Genomic DNA, 15199 nt, shown 5'->3' with positions numbered 1-15199 from the left:
AGGGAGTAGATTAAACCATGTGTGAATTGCTCGGTATGAGCGCGAATGTGCCAACTGATATTTGTTTTAGTTTCACTGGCCTGATGCAGCGTGGAGGTAATACCGGACCGCATCGTGATGGGTGGGGAATCACCTTTTATGAAGGGAAGGGCTTTCGAACGTTCAAAGATCCTAACCCGAGCTGTGAATCAAAGATTGCTGAGTTAGTTCAAAATTACCCAATTAAAAGCCAAGCTGTTGTCAGTCATATCCGTCAAGCCAACCGTGGTGGCGTTAATCTAGAAAACACTCACCCATTTACCCGTGAGCTTTGGGGGCGATACTGGACCTTCGCTCATAATGGCCAATTAACGGATTACGATGATCTGGTTAGTGGACGTTTCAGACCTGTCGGTGAGACGGACAGTGAACTTTCTTTCTGTTGGTTAGTTAAACAATTAGAAGATCGTTTTCCTGAACCGCCACAAGACATGGAAGGCATGTTTCGCTTTGTTGCGGAATGTTGTGACCAATTGCGTGAGAAAGGTGTTTTTAACATGCTGCTCAGTGATGGTGAGTACGTCATGACCTACTGTACGAATCACTTATACTGGATAACAAGACGTGCGCCTTTTGGTAATGCGAGCCTGATTGATGAAGATGTTGAGATAAACTTTCAAGAAGAGACTACGCCAAATGATGTGGTTACGGTCGTGGCAACGCAGCCTCTAACATGTAATGAAGAGTGGTTTAGAATGAAGCCGGGTGAATACGCACTGTTTCATTTTGGTGAGCTGATCGGCAATAACCATAAAGAGCTGGAAGATGTTGCTTACGCACCTAAAAAGGTTGCAAGCCAAGCTCCGACTGAACCATTGAGCTAAACGTCTCGAATAGTATAAGTTTGAGCCGCATAAAAGAAAGGCCGCTTACTGAACCAATAAATCAGTAAGCGGCCTTTTTTTGATTTAATTTAGTTTCTGACGAATTACTCTTCTGCGTAACCGTGTTTACCTAATGCCTTAGCGTCTAAGAGAGCTTGTCCGTTCATCATTGATAAACGATCTTCCGCGAACCACTTGCAGACCATAGGGTAAATGCAGTGTTCTTGGGTGAGCACTCGGCTTGCTAGCATGTCTGCATCATCCCCTTCAAATACAGGCACCTTAGCTTGTAAGATTACAGGGCCACCGTCGAGCTCTTCGGTAACAAAGTGGACACTGGTGCCATGCTCTTTGTCTTGCGCATCAATAGCACGCTGGTGGGTGTGCAACCCTGGATACTTAGGTAACAGAGAAGGGTGGATATTGATCATTTTTCCCGCGTAATGACGAACAAACTCTGAACTCAGAATACGCATATAGCCAGCGAGTACAATCAGGTCGGGTTGGTAAGCATCGATCTGAACCATCAATTCATGATCGAACTCTTCACGTGAACCAAAGTCTTTTGGATTAACTGAGTGTGCGTTAACACCCGCTGATTTTGCTCGCTCTAGACCAAAAGCATCCGCTTTATTTGAGAAAACGGCCTTAACAGAGGCGTCAATCGTGTGGCTGTCACAGGCATCCAAAATGGCTTGCAAGTTACTTCCGCTTCCTGAGACTAAAACGACGATGTTTTTCTTAGAGTGACTGTTATTCATAGAATGGCTGTTCTTCATAGACTGGATAATGCAATTGATTAACGGGACTGTTTACAATTTACCTACATAAACTAAGGTTTTCTGCGGGCTAAATAGCAAAATGAGGACCAATAGGTCCTCATTTATTAACTAAGTAAGCGAACGTATCACTTATTTGATTTCAACTTGCTCTTCGCCAGCTTCAGCGTTTGCGATTTCACCGATAACCCAAGCGTTTTCGCCTTCAGCTTTCAGTAGTTCAACAGCAGCATCTGCTTGATCTTTAGGTAGAGCAACAATTAGGCCTACACCACAGTTGAAAGTGCGGTACATTTCAAATGTCTCCACGTTTCCTTTCTCTTGTAGCCAGCTGAAAATAGCAGGCCATTCCCAGCTCTTGCCATCAATCACTGCTTTAGTGCCTTCAGGAAGTACGCGTGGGATGTTTTCCCAGAAACCACCACCTGTGATGTGCGAGATAGCATGAATGTCATGCTCTGCGATCATCTTAAGTGCTGACTTGATATAAATTTTAGTGGGTTCTAGTAGGTGCTCACCGATAGTGCGACCTTCTAGTTCTTCATTCTTATCAGCACCAGAAACTTCTAGAACTTTACGAATCAAAGAGTAACCGTTTGAGTGTGGACCACTTGAGCCAACAGCGATAAGTGCGTCGCCTGCTGCTACTTTAGTGCCATCAATGATGTCAGCTTTTTCTACAACACCAACACAGAAGCCAGCAACGTCGTAGTCGTCGCCTTCGTACATGCCTGGCATTTCAGCCGTTTCGCCACCGATTAGTGCACAACCTGCTTGAACACAACCTTCAGCAATACCTGAAACAACGTCTGCTGCTGTATCTACATCTAGCTTACCTGTTGCGTAGTAGTCTAGGAAGAATAGCGGCTCACCACCTTGAACGATTAGATCGTTCACACACATTGCCACTAGGTCGATACCAATGGTGTCGTGTTTTTTCATATCCAAAGCAAGGCGAAGTTTAGTACCAACACCATCAGTACCTGAAACAAGCACTGGCTCTTTGTATTTCGTTGGAAGTTCACATAGGGCGCCAAAGCCACCAATACCGCCCATTACTTCAGGGCGACGAGTGCGTTTAACGGCACCTTTGATACGGTCTACTAGTGCATTACCTGCGTCGATATCAACACCAGCGTCTTTGTAGCTTAGAGAAGAAGTATTACCACTCACGGGATAGTCCTCGAACTTAAGTTGGATGTGAAAACGGCGCTATTCTAACAGGGCTTGATTACCAAGAGCAAACGTTTGCGCGGTTTTTTTTATTAGAATAAAGATTCTGAAATAACCTTAGAGTTCGTGTATAATCTACAGGTTTGTTTAAATATTGTCGGAGTTGGAAATGAAAGTTGTTGAAGTGAAACATCCACTAGTAAAACATAAAATTGGCCTGATGCGTGAAGGTGAGATTAGCACTAAGCGTTTTCGTGAGCTAGCGACAGAAGTGGGTAGCCTTCTAACATACGAAGCGACATCAGACTTTGAAACGGAGCGTGTAACTATTAATGGTTGGAACGGTCCAGTTGAAGTTGACCAAATTAAAGGTAAAAAAGTAACTGTAGTGCCAATCCTACGTGCTGGTCTAGGCATGATGGACGGCGTTCTTGAGCACATCCCAAGTGCACGTATCAGCGTTGTTGGTATCTACCGTGACGAAGAAACGCTTGAGCCAGTACCATACTTCAACAAGCTTGCATCTAACATCGACGAGCGTATTGCTCTAGTGGTAGATCCAATGCTTGCTACAGGTGGTTCTATGATCGCAACGATTGACCTGATGAAAGAGAAAGGTTGTAAGCACTTTAAGATTCTTGTGCTTGTAGCGGCTCCTGAAGGTATCGCTGCTCTAGAAAAAGCGCACCCAGACGTTGAGCTTTACACGGCTGCAATCGATGAGAAGCTAAACGACAAGGGCTACATTGTTCCTGGTCTTGGCGATGCTGGTGATAAGATCTTCGGTACTAAGTAATTCGGTTTCAGCTTAAGTTACTCTAAACCGTTTCTTAACTCGTTGAATTAGTCGTATTAATAAAAAGGGAGAGCATTCGATGCTCTCCCTTTTTTTGATCTTGCTAACTTGTGATGCTCTTTACTGAGGATCACAAGCCTCTACAGTTTGTCGATTTGCAGTTAGTCGATTTGCGCTTTGTCTACTACGGTGTTGTCGCCTAGCTCTTCAGGAAGGACTAGGTTCAGTAGAATCGCTACGATACCGCATAAGCTTACGCCTTGAAGGCTGAAGTCACCGATGCCAAATGCCATGCCACCAATACCGAAGACCAAAGTAATACCGACAATCACAAGGTTACGTGATTTGTGTAGGTCAACTTTGTTCTGAATTAGGGTGTTCAGGCCTACTGTTGCGATTGAACCAAACAGTAGAATCATGATGCCGCCCATTACAGGAACAGGAATCGTTTGAAGTAGAGCACCTAACTTACCTACCAATGCTAGAACAATCGCAGTTACTGCTGCCCAAGTCATGATTACTGGGTTAAATGCTTTCGTCAGCATTACCGCACCTGTTACTTCACTGTAGGTTGTGTTAGGCGGCGCGCCCAGCATAGAAGCTGCAATAGTCGCCACGCCGTCACCTGTAATTGTGCGATGTAGACCTGGTTTCTTTAGGTAGTCTTTGCCGGTTACGTTAGAGATAGCCAGCATATCGCCAACGTGTTCAACGGCGGGGGCAATCGCAACAAACACCATAAAGAAGATAGCGTTGATGTTGAATTCTGGCGCGGTGAAGTTCGGTAGTGCTAACCAAGCGGCTTGAGCCACTGGTGTGAAGTCTACGGCACCATACACTAAGCTGGTTATGTAACCCGCGACAATACCACCGAAGATAGGTAGCAGTTTAAGGAAGCCTTTTGAGAAAACGCTGATGACAATTGTCACTAGTAGTGAAATCGAAGAAATCCATAGCGCTGCATCGGCATCAACAAGCTGAATGGCACCATCACCGGTCTTACCTAGCGCCATGTTTACCGCAACAGGAGCAAGACCTAAGCCGATCACCATGATCACAGGACCAACAACAACTGGTGGAAGCAGTTTATGGATAAAGGCTACGCCTCGCACTTTGATCAATGCACCCATCAATACATACACAACACCTGCCGCCATTAGACCACCCATGGTTGCGCCGACACCCCAAGTTTGAATACCAAACATGATAGGGGCGATGAATGCAAAAGAAGATGCTAAGAAGATTGGCACTGAACGGCGTGTAATAAGTTGGAATAAAAGGGTACCGATACCTGCGCCAAAGAGTGCAACATTGGGATCAAGCCCTGTCAGTAGCGGCACTAATACAAGTGCACCAAAAGCTACAAACAGCATTTGCGCACCTTGCAAAGCATTTTTCATGTGATGTCCTTAAAAATGGTCGTTATATGAAAAGTGAAAAATAAAATTCGCGGGATTCTAACACTTAGCAATCGATTGCTACACTGGATAGATCAAATTTATTTATCTTAGTGATGTTTTATATCGATCAATGCCCGAAAAATTCAGTTTATAAGTTAACGATTTATCATGGCCAGGTGATATTTTAAGGTTATTAAACACAGTGGGCGCTATCGACCTTGCCCCTCAATCCATAGTTGCTTATCATCTAGGCACAAGATTTGAATATTAGGATCAGTATGCGCTACATAGCATTGTTGTTGATGGGACTATTAGCCTCTCCGAGTTATGCTTTAACTCAAGTAGATATCTTTAGTGCTGAAGTTGCGATTAACGCTGAAGACAAACAGCCAGAACAAGTGGCAAGAAATACAGGTATGGAGCAGGTATTAATACGTGCGACTGGCCAAACTGATGTCGCTTCGAATGAGACGATTCAAAAGGCGATGCGTAAAAGTTCGCAGTATATGTCTCAAATGAGTTTTGGCGAAAGCAATGACCAATCAACGTTGCGTATGCGTTTTAACGGTGCTCAAATCCGTTCTCTATTGACTCAAGCGCAATTGCCGTACTGGCCTGATACTCGCTCAAACATCCTTGTTTGGCTGGTGGAAGAGCAGAACTACGACAAGAATATTGTGTGGGAACATTCGAACTCCCAATTGGCTTCAGGCTTACAAGCGAACGCAAAAGAGCGCGGGTTGCCTCTAACGCTACCTGTGGGTGATTTTGATGATATTACGGGTATTGCGACCTCTGATTTGTGGGGTAGCTTTGTCTCACCAATCAGCAAAGCGAGTCAACGTTACCCTGTTGATGCCGTATTGGTTATTCGGGCTCAATCTTCCGGGTTGCGTTGGACTTTGTATGACCAAAAACCAAACCAACTGACGAGCACGCCAAAATCGCCAGTGACGGGGTCGGTATCAGGTAACAGTGCCACCGCTTCTAAGAAGTTGGTTGACCAAATCAGTAATTACTACGCGGGTAAAAGTGCCGTTACCGTAGCGAGTGAGTCATCAGAATCAATTTTAACTCAGTTTATTAGCCTTAATAATGCTCAAGATTTCTTCCAGTTGGAGAGTGCACTTAAGCGTTTAAACTCAGTTGCAAGCCTCGATATCCTTAAGATTCAAAACAATGAAGTGACCTTCCGTATTCACTTATTGTCGACTCAACAAGAGTTTGAGCAAGAAGTTGAAAGCATTCGCCAAGTCGCTAAGGTTGAAGAGTCTTACATTGAACCTGAAGTTAGCCCAGAGTTTGAAACACAAGATAATACGATGTCTGTAGGTGATGGTTCACAACCCGCTAGTGAAGACGTTGAAGTGTCAGCCAACGAGACTCAAATTATTAAAGGCAGTAATCTATCAGCATCAAGCGAAACGGCTACGCCTAATAATAATGCCACTGATGTCGAAGTTGATGCGGAACCATCGGAAGAGGTGCTAGAGATTCAGGTTGTACCGCCTAAACCTAGCCTTGTATACGAATGGGTTCGTTAGTGATTGACCGCTGACGTTACTGATTGAAATGAATACATAAAAAGCCCTGCTAGAGCAATCTCGCAGGGCTTTTTGTTTATTGGGTAATGAGTTCAAACAAATCGAATTACTGTTACTGCTCGAACTTAGCTTTCTCTTTCTTTTCTACTTCAGAAAGGCGTTTAAGCTTAATACCTAACTCTTTGGCTCTAAAACGGGTAAATAAGATATTGCCCGCGAAGCCTAGGGTCGTCAGGAGTAGTTCTACAGCCGCTAACAAACGCTCTCCACCGTCTACATACATAATAGTTAACGCGTGTAGGAAGTAGAGCATTAAGACGAAATTCGCCCAAGCGTGCGTATAGGGCTTGCCTGCTAGAATGCCTGGTAACGGCAGTAACAGCGGTACAGCCCAAGCAATCGCAAGTGTGACATTGCTTAGATGCGGGTGCGGTGAAAGCGTCATCTGCCAAGCCACTACCCAAAATAAAAGCAACAAGTTACCCGCTAACGCGAGGTAGCGAAAGAGCTGGGTTTTGGGAGACATAGGTCTCTCTGGCATATACATCATTGAGCGATTCCCTTCTGGTTGATGGCGATGCGGGCTAAGCGTTTACCTAAGTTCTGTGCCAACTCAATTTCTTCTTTGCTTAATGAAGCACTCTCTCCGGTACTGCTTGCACCGTAGGGTGTGCCACCGGTTTGAGTTGTGTGCAGTGCAGGTTCTGAGTAGGGGATTCCCACGACTAACATGCCATGGTGAAGTAGAGGCAACATCATGCTTTGCTGTGTCGTCTCTTGACCACCATGCAGTGATGAAGAAGAAGTAAATACACAAGCTGGCTTATCGATGAGATCGCCATTGATCCACAATGATGTCGTGCTATCCCAAAAGTGCTTCATTGGCCCAGCCATATTGCCAAACCAGACGGGGCTGCCTAGTGCTAAGCCATCGCAAGAGCGGAGCTCTTGTAAGGTCGCGATAGGATCTGTCGGTTGATAACGTGAATCAAGCTGCTCTTCTACCGTGTACACGTCGTTCACCGTTCTTAGCATGGCTTCGCAGTTCGGGATGGATTCAACCCCTCGTGAAATCTGTCTTGCTAGAGCTTGTGTGTTGCCGTGGCGGCTGTAGTAGAGAACAAGAATGTTAATGCTCATATTGGCTTACAGGATCTCTAGTACTTGCTCTGGTGGGCGACCAATTTTTGCTTTGTTATTTGCTACAACCACTGGGCGTTCAAACAGTTTTGGATTTGCAGCCATTGCTGAGAAAAGATCTTCATCAGTCACCGATGCATCACCAAGATTTGCTTCTTTGTAATCCGCTTCTTTGGTGCGCATCATCTCGCGAACACTGGTAAAACCAAGCTGAGTGAAAAGCACTTTAAGCTGCTCGATAGTCAGCGGAGTGTCTAGGTACTTGATAACCTCTGGTTGTACGCCGTTTGCTTCAAGTAGTTCGAGAGTTTGACGGCTCTTTGAGCAACGTGGGTTATGATAAATCACGACAGACATGGTTCTTCCTCATTATTATTTTTTGATTTAATTGTTCACTTGAAGCCACCCGAGTGACTTCTTTGATGTGTAACGTTGAGCTTTCTTATTATTCTGACAATGACTTACTGCCAATAAAACGAATTTATTGCAACGATAGGAAACGCTCACGCTGAATCATTAGCTGGTCAATTCGAGCATCATAACGAGCTTGCTTTAGGCTGCCGAGCTCTGCGATTTGGCTAGCTTGCGTATAGTACTGAATCGCTTTGTTCCAGTTAGCTTGCAGTGCCAAAATTTCAGCACGAGCGGCAAGATCTTCGTCGCTATTACCTAGGCTAGTATTTACTTTTGAAAGTAGGTGCCAGCCATTTGTGTCGTTCGGATTATCGTGCGTGTAACGCTGTAATATGCGAACGGCTTCTTGGTAATTTTCATTTTCAATCAGCGCGTTGGCGTAGTTAATGGTCAGAACCGAGTTGTTTGGTTGACGAACCAGTGCTGATTCAAGTTCTTTAATCGCAATCTCAGGCTTTTTCTGTTCAATGTGCAGATCTGAGATCGCATCTAAATAGAACAAGTTGGTTGGATCGCTGTTGATGAGCTTGGTCAGAATCGGCTCTGCTTTATCCAATTTTTTAGAATCTAGATAAACCAGTGCTTGGCCATATTCTAATGAAGGCACCATAGCTTTCGGTGCTTTCTTCAGCTGACGTTCAAACCAGTCCAAGGCCGCATCATTGTTGATACCCGCATAGCGCGCGACAATACGAGCTCTCGCTAGATGGTAATCCAGTGATGGAGCCAGTTTAAGTGGCGGATAGCTGCGAGCACGGGCACGAGAATCGGTGATTCGGTCTTCTGGTAATGGGTGAGTTAGCAGCATTGGCGGTGGTGTACTTGCGTAGCGATATTCATCAGCCAAACGACCGAAGAAACGTGGCATCGCATTTACATCGAACCCTGCTTTTGCGAGCGTGTTGATACCAAAGCGGTCAGCTTCTTTTTCATTACTACGTGTGTAGTTGATTTGGCTTTGCATGTTACCCGCAGTTGTTGCGGTTAATGCAGCAATACCCGCTTCGGGTGCCGCAATTGCCAGTAATACAGAAGCTGCAAGCGCTGCGATGGTGGCTGGAGAGCGACGTGCTTGATCTTCCATACTGCGTGCTAAGTGACGTTGGGTAACGTGCGCGATTTCGTGCGCTAATACCGAGGCGAGTTCACTTTCTGATTGTGCATGCAGGAACAGACCTGAATGCAGCGCAACGTAACCACCAAAGAAAGCGAAGGCGTTAATGTTGCGGTCACGGATCATAAAGAACTGAAAAGGGGTCTTTACATCATTCGCGTTCGCGACAAGGCGATGGCCGAGCGTATCGATATATTGGTTTAGAACAGGGTCGTTGACGATGGGCTGGCTGCTTCGGATGATGCGCATGTAGGCATCACCATAGATAAGTTCTTGATCGATAGTGAGTGTGCCGCCAGCAGCGGTGCCGATATCCGGTAGCTCCAAACCATTGGTATTTGCCAAAGTTGGTGTGCTTAATGTGGCTGCGATGCATAAGCAAGCAATTGAACGAGCGCGTTTAAACATATTAGTCAGTAATACTCCGTTTCATCTGACAGTAAGACAAGTGCAATGCAAATTGGTTCTTTATCTGATTTAACCTTTACCAAGTGCGTGCGCTATCATGAAGGTAGTGAATGAATGATGGCGCGTTTTCAAAAACAGATTACAATACGACCCTTATAATAAGCATCGAGCCCAAGAATGACACCTAATATTCTAGATTTACGCCAAGAGCGATGTCCAATGGCTTTATTATTAGCCAAGCGTCACAGTGTAAAGTTAGAAGTCGGACAGTCATTGTCAATTTATGTCTCTGATAATAGCTCGATGAAAGATATTGTTACTTTTTTGTCTAAGCAAGCCTATGACGTCATCACTGAGGTTTGCTCTAATTACCATCATCTCCTCGTCACTAAAAAGGAATTGCAGTCAGATGCTTGAAATGGTCAATCGTTGGTATAAACGACGTTTCTCTGATCCCCACGCTGTCAGTTTGGTTGCCATCATTCTATTCGGCTTTATTACGATCTACTTCTTTGGTCATCTTATTGCGCCATTATTGGTAGCAATTGTATTGGCTTACTTGCTTGAGTGGCCTGTTACCCAACTTCAACGGTTAGGTGTTCCAAGAACACCATCAGTGATGTTGGTAATCATGTTGTTCTTTAGCCTGATGCTGCTTGCTCTATTTGGCTTGGTGCCAACTATTTGGGAGCAAGTCGGTAATCTTATCAACGATATCCCAAGTATGTACGGGAGCTTACAAAAGTTCATTGCTACCATTCCGGATCGTTACCCAGAATTGGCTAATTTACAGATTGTTGAATCGGTCATGTCCAACGCTAAGAACAAAGCGCTAGGCTTTGGCGAAAGCGTTGTTAAAGGCTCTTTAGCGTCTCTTGTGAGCTTGGCGACACTGGCGGTTTACCTGATTCTTGTACCTCTTTTGATTTTCTTCTTACTGAAAGATAAAGAAGAGATGATTAGAATGGCAAGTGGTGTTCTCCCTCGAAATCGTCGTTTGGCGACTAAAGTATGGGTAGAAATGAACCAACAGATCTCGAATTACATTCGCGGTAAGGTTCTTGAGATTTTAATCGTTGGTGGTGTGAGTTACGTAACCTTCGCAATTTTGGATCTTCGTTATTCAGTGTTGTTAGCGGTCGCGGTTGGTTTCTCGGTTCTAATCCCATATATCGGTGCTGCAGCAGTAACGGTACCTGTGGCGATTGTTGGTTTGTTCCAATGGGGACTAGAGCCTCAGTTCTACTGGCTGTTACTTGCGTACGGCATCATCCAAGCGCTAGATGGTAACGTGTTGGTTCCGGTTCTGTTCTCTGAAGCCGTGAACCTGCACCCTGTAGCTATTATTGTCGCGGTATTGGTGTTTGGTGGACTTTGGGGGTTCTGGGGTGTGTTCTTTGCTATTCCGCTTGCAACGTTAGTGAAGGCGGTTTGGAATGCTTTACCGAGTCATGCTCTCGACGATGACCCTGAACATCAGCAGTAATCGAACGCCAATAGCAATTGAATCAGTATTAAAAAGGCCGAATATCCATGATATTCGGCCTTTTTGTGTTTGTTTTAGTGAGTCGTGTATTTAGATTCGTTAGGCATGAACTTAGAGAATCAGCTCACTGAAATCGACATTAAGTTTCTTGGTTGAAGTACTCTAGAACCACTTCGTGGTGAGTCTTAGTCTTGAACTTGTTGAAGACGCGCTCAATCTGACCTTCTTCGTCAATTAGGAAGCTAATACGGTGTAGGCCATCGTATATACCTTGCCTATGAAGAACCTGAAGCACCTAGTTCTATGGACGTAGGTGAAATAGCTTTACGACACAGGGTCTATCAACTCAAAATTGAGTGAAGAGGGATGACTCTAACGACAAAGCCCTTACACCTGAGCAAAAGAAAAACCAAGAATTAGAAACTCGTATTAACCTGTTAGAATGAGAAAATTCATACTAAAAAGGTCACCGCTCTCGTAATGTTGGATGAACTCGAACGTTCTCGTTGATTGACAAGTTGAGGGAACATGAATCAGTCAAAATACTTTGCGAGCTGTTCAATGTAGCTTCGTTTTATTATTACGAGTCTAAGTAGTGTAAGCCGGATGCCAATAGTATTCGTCTGGCTAGCCAAATTAAAGACCCCTTCAATATGAGTTGAGGTTCTGCTGACAGTTGAGTGCAGAAGGTATCAAAGTCGGGCTATTTAAGGTACGTCAGGTAATGCGTGAAGCTGGTTAAATGAGTAAGCAGCCAGTATCGCAGTCGTAAATATCATCAAAGATTTTGGTGATATCGTATAACTCAAAGCATGAGCCGTCGTGGTAATTGTTGGAACAACGCTAACATGGGAAGGTTATTTAGAAGCTTGAAAACCGAGTGGGTATCAACAACAGGTTACCTAACACAATCCCAGACAGGGAACGACATCAGTTATTACCTGATAATTACTACAATCGACAACGGTCTCATCAAACTAATGATGGGCTATCGCCAGTAAATGCAGAAAACCGGCTTAAGCCAGTGTCCGGGATTTGTTGACTACTAGATGCAGTAGGCGCAATAGCTTGAGAGTGAGGCAGACCAAATTATTAAGCCGTCACTTCAAAGAACGACGGCTCTAAGGAGCTAAAACACATTACCTGTGACTAACTGTAAGGAGATAAGTTAGTGACAGAGAGTACCAATTACACATTTTATTACCTTATTCCTAATAATGATAACATCAAGGAATGAGTATAATAGCCCCATGAGCTTGGTTACTTGCAATTCGCTCATGAGCTTGCGCTGCTTGGGACAACGGTAGCGTGCCGTCAATCAATGGTTTAATTAACCCTTTTCTGATTGCTGGAAGCCATCTTGAAAAATCTTGAATATCTCCAACTAATGTTCCTCGTAACTGCTTTTGAGTGAAGAAGAAGTTACGAACATCTATTGTCGCCTGAGTACCAGCCATGAACCCCATAGAGACGATAATGCCCTGAGGACGCACTGTATGAATGGTTTGTTGAAGGTTATCACCTCCTAAATTATCAATAGCAACGTCCACGCCTTTGCCGGCAGTCCATTCATTGATGGCAGCAACAAAGTCTTGCTCTGAGGAATTGATAACAAAATCAGCACCACAATCTTTGGCAATGTTAGCTGAGTTTTCATTTTGTACCGTAGTAACGACGCGAGCACCAAGTGCTTTTGCAATTTGAATGCTCATCATCCCTGTACTTGAAGCCCCCGCATGTACTAAGACGGTATCACCCGCTTTAACTTCGCCAACTATTTCAACAGAACGAATAGCGATCAACAGAGGTACTGGCAGTGCGGCTATCTGCTCAACAGGTAAGTCTGTATTATCAATTAACAACCACGGTGCTGGTACGACAATATATTCAGAGTAGGTTCCCTGAATGTGAACACCTGGAATAGCGTAACTGCTGGCTACGGTGGCCGGATGGACATGTGATTCTGATGGGTCAAGTGGATAACCTGGCATCGAAATCACGCGATCACCAATATCAAACCCAGTGACATCCTTTCCGAGTTTGACTACCTGACCGACAGCATCAGATCCCAGAACATGGGGGAATACTAAATCCGGTGAAATCTGCCCTAAGCGAACATAATGGTCAAGTCGGTTTGTTCCAATCGCCAGTGTTTTTATCAACACTTCTCCGGGACCAGGCTGAGGTGTTGGAATCTCTTCAAATCTAATTTCTTCAGGTCCACCAAATTTATGAATAACAGCTGCTTTCATACGATTTACTCCAGTATATGGTTTGAGATGGTCGATAGTATATCGAGCACTAATATTGTTTAGTTATTGACGCTTTTCCGATTTGTTCGAAGTGTTGTTACTGTTTCCCCGCCAACCCCCCAGTTATCTGTTTCAACTTCATCAATGACTACAAATACCGTCGATTTTGGTTTATCGAGCACCTGATAAAGCAGGTCAGTTGTTCCTTCAATCAGACGTTTCTTTTGTTCGGCAGTCACACCTTCTCGTGTGACTTTGATATTGACGTATGGCATTTTTAATTAGGTTCCTTTGATTGGTTGCCAATGCAGGGGGCCAGATGTTGTTTGGATTCTGGATCTAACTTGGCTTTGATGTTGTAGAGGAAGATAACTTATTACTTTAGATTGAAAAATGGATGGCAGGTCATTATAGTTTATACATAATGTAATTAATCCTTTATGGGTGTTATGCAACGACATTTTGACAATGTACAAATGAGTAGCATCGAGCTTTTCTGCCTTACCGTGGAAACGGGTAACTTTACGGCAGCGGCTAATGCTGCTGGAGTAACTCCCGCGGCAGTTAGTCGTTCTATTGCTCGACTCGAAAAGAGATTACAAACTCGACTGTTCATTAGAACGACTCGGAATATGAGAACGACGGATACAGGTCAACGTTATTACATCGACTGTCGAAATGCTTTGAATCAATTAATTGAAGCGGAAGATAAAATATCGGGGGAAACTCAGGAGCCGGTGGGGGTGCTTAGCATCAGCGTTCCTACTCTGTATGCTCATTACCGTTTATTACCACGGATAAATCAGTTTTGTGGTCTTTACCCACAGTTGAAAGTCAATATAGAGGTCAGCAATCAAAATATTGATTTTTCGGAGGATAATTATGACGTTGCTATTCGAGGGAGTGAATTGTACGATTCAGGTTTGATTGCACGACGCCTTGAGGATGCGGAACTCATCATTGTTGCTGCGCCGTCATACTTACAACAATATCCCGCGCCACGTGTTCTTACTGACCTTCAGAATCATGAATGTATACAGTACATATTGCCTAGCAGTGGTCGAAAAGTGCCGTGGACATTTCTTTCTCAAGGCAATTTGATCAAAATAGAAACGACGGGACATTTACTTTGTCTGCAGGATTTCCTAGCCACACTGACATTGGTTAAAAGTGGCGCGGGACTGATGCAGGTATATCGTTTCAGTGTTGAGCAAGAGCTGCAAAGAGGGGAACTGGTTGAAGTCTTACAAGAGTATTCTGGAACAACGCGTCCATTCATCTTGATATATCCATACGCTCGTTATACTCCTTTTAAAACGAGAAAATTCATTGAGTTTATGACTACCCCTGACCAGTAGTAAAAGGGACTTGTTGCAAAAAATCAGTATAATTCTTTTTTCCCTAACTATACTTCGTTTTCTGTCTGTGTAGATATGGGTTTCTTTGTATTGATACCATATATCGGTGCAGCAGCAGTTACGGTACCTGTGGCGATTGTTGGTTTGTTCCAATGGGGACTAGAGCCTCAGTTCTACTGGCTGTTACTTGCGTATGGCATCATCCAAGCGCTAGATGGTAACGTGTTGGTTCCGGTTCTGTTCTCTGAAGCAGTGAACCTGCACCCAGTAGCGATTATTGTCGCGGTATTGGTGTTTGGTGGACTTTGGGGGTTCTGGGGTGTGTTCTTTGCTATTCCGCTTGCAACATTAGTGAAGGCGGTTTGGAATGCTTTACCGAGTCATGCTCTCGACGATGACCCCGAACATCAACAGTAATCGAACGCCAATAGCAATTGAATCAGTATTAAAAAGGCCGAATATCCATGATATT

16 protein-coding genes and 2 pseudogenes are annotated in these 15199 nt (G+C 44.3%); 8 read left to right on the top strand and 10 right to left on the bottom strand.

Going from position 1 to position 15199, the window contains the following annotated elements:
• Window positions 1-17: 17 nt before the first annotated feature.
• Window positions 18-863, top strand: coding sequence for a class II glutamine amidotransferase (locus IHV80_RS12155; RefSeq protein WP_192889212.1), 846 nt, complete (start codon window positions 18-20; stop codon window positions 861-863).
• 104 nt (window positions 864-967) lie between these two features.
• Here the strand turns inward: IHV80_RS12155 and purN are convergent, their stop codons facing one another.
• Together purN and purM are read right to left on the bottom strand one after the other, a co-directional pair.
• Window positions 968-1624, bottom strand: a complete 657-nt coding sequence (purN, locus tag IHV80_RS12150; protein ID WP_192889211.1) for a phosphoribosylglycinamide formyltransferase — start codon at window positions 1622-1624, stop codon at window positions 968-970.
• A 150-nt stretch (window positions 1625-1774) separates the two neighbouring features.
• Entirely contained in the window at window positions 1775-2815 is a 1041-nt protein-coding gene (purM, locus tag IHV80_RS12145; RefSeq protein WP_108156392.1) for a phosphoribosylformylglycinamidine cyclo-ligase, read from the bottom strand.
• 169 nt (window positions 2816-2984) lie between these two features.
• On the opposite strand from purM, the gene upp reads away from it, so the two are divergent.
• Window positions 2985-3611 carry a uracil phosphoribosyltransferase gene (gene upp / locus IHV80_RS12140; RefSeq protein ID WP_017060716.1) on the top strand — a complete coding sequence of 209 codons (627 nt, stop codon included), beginning with the start codon at window positions 2985-2987 and terminating at the stop codon, window positions 3609-3611.
• 161 nt (window positions 3612-3772) lie between these two features.
• Here upp and IHV80_RS12135 read toward each other — a convergent pair whose 3' ends face one another.
• Entirely contained in the window at window positions 3773-5011 is a 1239-nt protein-coding gene (locus tag IHV80_RS12135) for a uracil-xanthine permease family protein (protein WP_192889210.1), read from the bottom strand.
• Between the two features lie 278 nt (window positions 5012-5289).
• Here IHV80_RS12135 and IHV80_RS12130 point away from each other — a divergent pair, with 278 nt between their 5' ends.
• Window positions 5290-6555 carry a DUF2066 domain-containing protein gene (locus IHV80_RS12130; RefSeq protein ID WP_192889209.1) on the top strand — a complete coding sequence of 422 codons (1266 nt, stop codon included), beginning with the start codon at window positions 5290-5292 and terminating at the stop codon, window positions 6553-6555.
• A gap of 112 nt (window positions 6556-6667) precedes the next feature.
• Here IHV80_RS12130 and IHV80_RS12125 read toward each other — a convergent pair whose 3' ends face one another.
• From IHV80_RS12125 to bepA, 4 genes are all read right to left on the bottom strand, one after another.
• Entirely contained in the window at window positions 6668-7105 is a 438-nt protein-coding gene (locus tag IHV80_RS12125; protein ID WP_192889208.1) for a DUF2069 domain-containing protein, read from the bottom strand.
• Window positions 7102-7695 carry an NAD(P)H:quinone oxidoreductase gene (gene wrbA, locus IHV80_RS12120; RefSeq protein ID WP_192889207.1) on the bottom strand — a complete coding sequence of 198 codons (594 nt, stop codon included), beginning with the start codon at window positions 7693-7695 and terminating at the stop codon, window positions 7102-7104. The genes IHV80_RS12125 and wrbA overlap by 4 nt, the downstream gene beginning before the upstream one ends.
• Window positions 7696-7701: 6 nt before the next feature.
• Window positions 7702-8052 carry an arsenate reductase (glutaredoxin) gene (arsC, locus tag IHV80_RS12115; RefSeq protein ID WP_017107214.1) on the bottom strand — a complete coding sequence of 117 codons (351 nt, stop codon included), beginning with the start codon at window positions 8050-8052 and terminating at the stop codon, window positions 7702-7704.
• A 124-nt stretch (window positions 8053-8176) separates the two neighbouring features.
• Window positions 8177-9631: a beta-barrel assembly-enhancing protease gene (gene bepA, locus IHV80_RS12110; RefSeq protein WP_192889206.1), complete on the bottom strand. Its 1455-nt coding sequence runs from the start codon at window positions 9629-9631 to the stop codon at window positions 8177-8179.
• Between the two features lie 177 nt (window positions 9632-9808).
• Between bepA and IHV80_RS12105 the strand changes: the two genes are divergently transcribed.
• Complete coding sequence (locus IHV80_RS12105) at window positions 9809-10048, top strand: sulfurtransferase TusA family protein (protein ID WP_076656902.1); 240 nt, start codon at window positions 9809-9811, stop codon at window positions 10046-10048.
• Window positions 10041-11117, top strand: a complete 1077-nt coding sequence (locus IHV80_RS12100; protein WP_192889205.1) for an AI-2E family transporter — start codon at window positions 10041-10043, stop codon at window positions 11115-11117. The genes IHV80_RS12105 and IHV80_RS12100 overlap by 8 nt, the downstream gene beginning before the upstream one ends.
• A 139-nt stretch (window positions 11118-11256) precedes the next feature.
• On the opposite strand, the gene IHV80_RS12095 is transcribed toward IHV80_RS12100, so the two are convergent.
• Window positions 11257-11412, bottom strand: coding sequence for a thioredoxin domain-containing protein (locus tag IHV80_RS12095; protein ID WP_404818329.1), 156 nt, complete (start codon window positions 11410-11412; stop codon window positions 11257-11259).
• 457 nt (window positions 11413-11869) lie between these two features.
• Between IHV80_RS12095 and IHV80_RS25205 the strand changes: the two are divergent.
• Window positions 11870-12159, top strand: a pseudogene (locus IHV80_RS25205) (integrase core domain-containing protein); the annotation flags it as partial.
• A gap of 184 nt (window positions 12160-12343) precedes the next feature.
• Here the strand turns inward: IHV80_RS25205 and IHV80_RS12090 are convergent.
• Both IHV80_RS12090 and IHV80_RS12085 read right to left on the bottom strand, forming a co-directional pair.
• Window positions 12344-13369, bottom strand: coding sequence for a quinone oxidoreductase family protein (locus tag IHV80_RS12090; RefSeq protein ID WP_192889204.1), 1026 nt, complete (start codon window positions 13367-13369; stop codon window positions 12344-12346).
• Between the two features lie 59 nt (window positions 13370-13428).
• Window positions 13429-13644: a tautomerase family protein gene (locus IHV80_RS12085; protein ID WP_192889203.1), complete on the bottom strand. Its 216-nt coding sequence runs from the start codon at window positions 13642-13644 to the stop codon at window positions 13429-13431.
• A 174-nt stretch (window positions 13645-13818) separates the two neighbouring features.
• Between IHV80_RS12085 and IHV80_RS12080 the strand changes: the two genes are divergently transcribed.
• Window positions 13819-14727, top strand: coding sequence for a LysR family transcriptional regulator (locus IHV80_RS12080; protein ID WP_192889202.1), 909 nt, complete (start codon window positions 13819-13821; stop codon window positions 14725-14727).
• A gap of 69 nt (window positions 14728-14796) precedes the next feature.
• Window positions 14797-15144, top strand: a pseudogene (locus IHV80_RS12075) (AI-2E family transporter); the annotation flags it as partial.
• Window positions 15145-15199 lie beyond the last annotated feature (55 nt).

It is taken from the genome of Vibrio bathopelagicus (assembly GCF_014879975.1).
Classification (GTDB): Bacteria; Pseudomonadota; Gammaproteobacteria; order Enterobacterales; family Vibrionaceae; genus Vibrio; species Vibrio bathopelagicus.
Note: the sequence above shows the minus strand (reverse complement) of the source record. Positions and strands in the feature narration are given on the sequence as shown.

What these genes read in the sequence shown, in the direction of transcription:
- IHV80_RS12155 (WP_192889212.1), top strand. Translation starts at nt 18, where the DNA reads ATGTGTGAATTGCTCGGTATGAGCGCGAATGTGCCAACTGATATTTGT.
- purN (WP_192889211.1), bottom strand. Translation starts at nt 1,624, where the DNA reads ATGAATAACAGTCACTCTAAGAAAAACATCGTCGTTTTAGTCTCAGGA.
- upp (WP_017060716.1), top strand. Translation starts at nt 2,985, where the DNA reads ATGAAAGTTGTTGAAGTGAAACATCCACTAGTAAAACATAAAATTGGC.
- IHV80_RS12135 (WP_192889210.1), bottom strand. Translation starts at nt 5,011, where the DNA reads ATGAAAAATGCTTTGCAAGGTGCGCAAATGCTGTTTGTAGCTTTTGGT.
- IHV80_RS12130 (WP_192889209.1), top strand. Translation starts at nt 5,290, where the DNA reads ATGCGCTACATAGCATTGTTGTTGATGGGACTATTAGCCTCTCCGAGT.
- IHV80_RS12125 (WP_192889208.1), bottom strand. Translation starts at nt 7,105, where the DNA reads ATGATGTATATGCCAGAGAGACCTATGTCTCCCAAAACCCAGCTCTTT.
- wrbA (WP_192889207.1), bottom strand. Translation starts at nt 7,695, where the DNA reads ATGAGCATTAACATTCTTGTTCTCTACTACAGCCGCCACGGCAACACA.
- arsC (WP_017107214.1), bottom strand. Translation starts at nt 8,052, where the DNA reads ATGTCTGTCGTGATTTATCATAACCCACGTTGCTCAAAGAGCCGTCAA.
- bepA (WP_192889206.1), bottom strand. Translation starts at nt 9,631, where the DNA reads ATGTTTAAACGCGCTCGTTCAATTGCTTGCTTATGCATCGCAGCCACA.
- IHV80_RS12105 (WP_076656902.1), top strand. Translation starts at nt 9,809, where the DNA reads ATGACACCTAATATTCTAGATTTACGCCAAGAGCGATGTCCAATGGCT.
- IHV80_RS12100 (WP_192889205.1), top strand. Translation starts at nt 10,041, where the DNA reads ATGCTTGAAATGGTCAATCGTTGGTATAAACGACGTTTCTCTGATCCC.
- IHV80_RS12090 (WP_192889204.1), bottom strand. Translation starts at nt 13,369, where the DNA reads ATGAAAGCAGCTGTTATTCATAAATTTGGTGGACCTGAAGAAATTAGA.
- IHV80_RS12085 (WP_192889203.1), bottom strand. Translation starts at nt 13,644, where the DNA reads ATGCCATACGTCAATATCAAAGTCACACGAGAAGGTGTGACTGCCGAA.
- IHV80_RS12080 (WP_192889202.1), top strand. Translation starts at nt 13,819, where the DNA reads ATGCAACGACATTTTGACAATGTACAAATGAGTAGCATCGAGCTTTTC.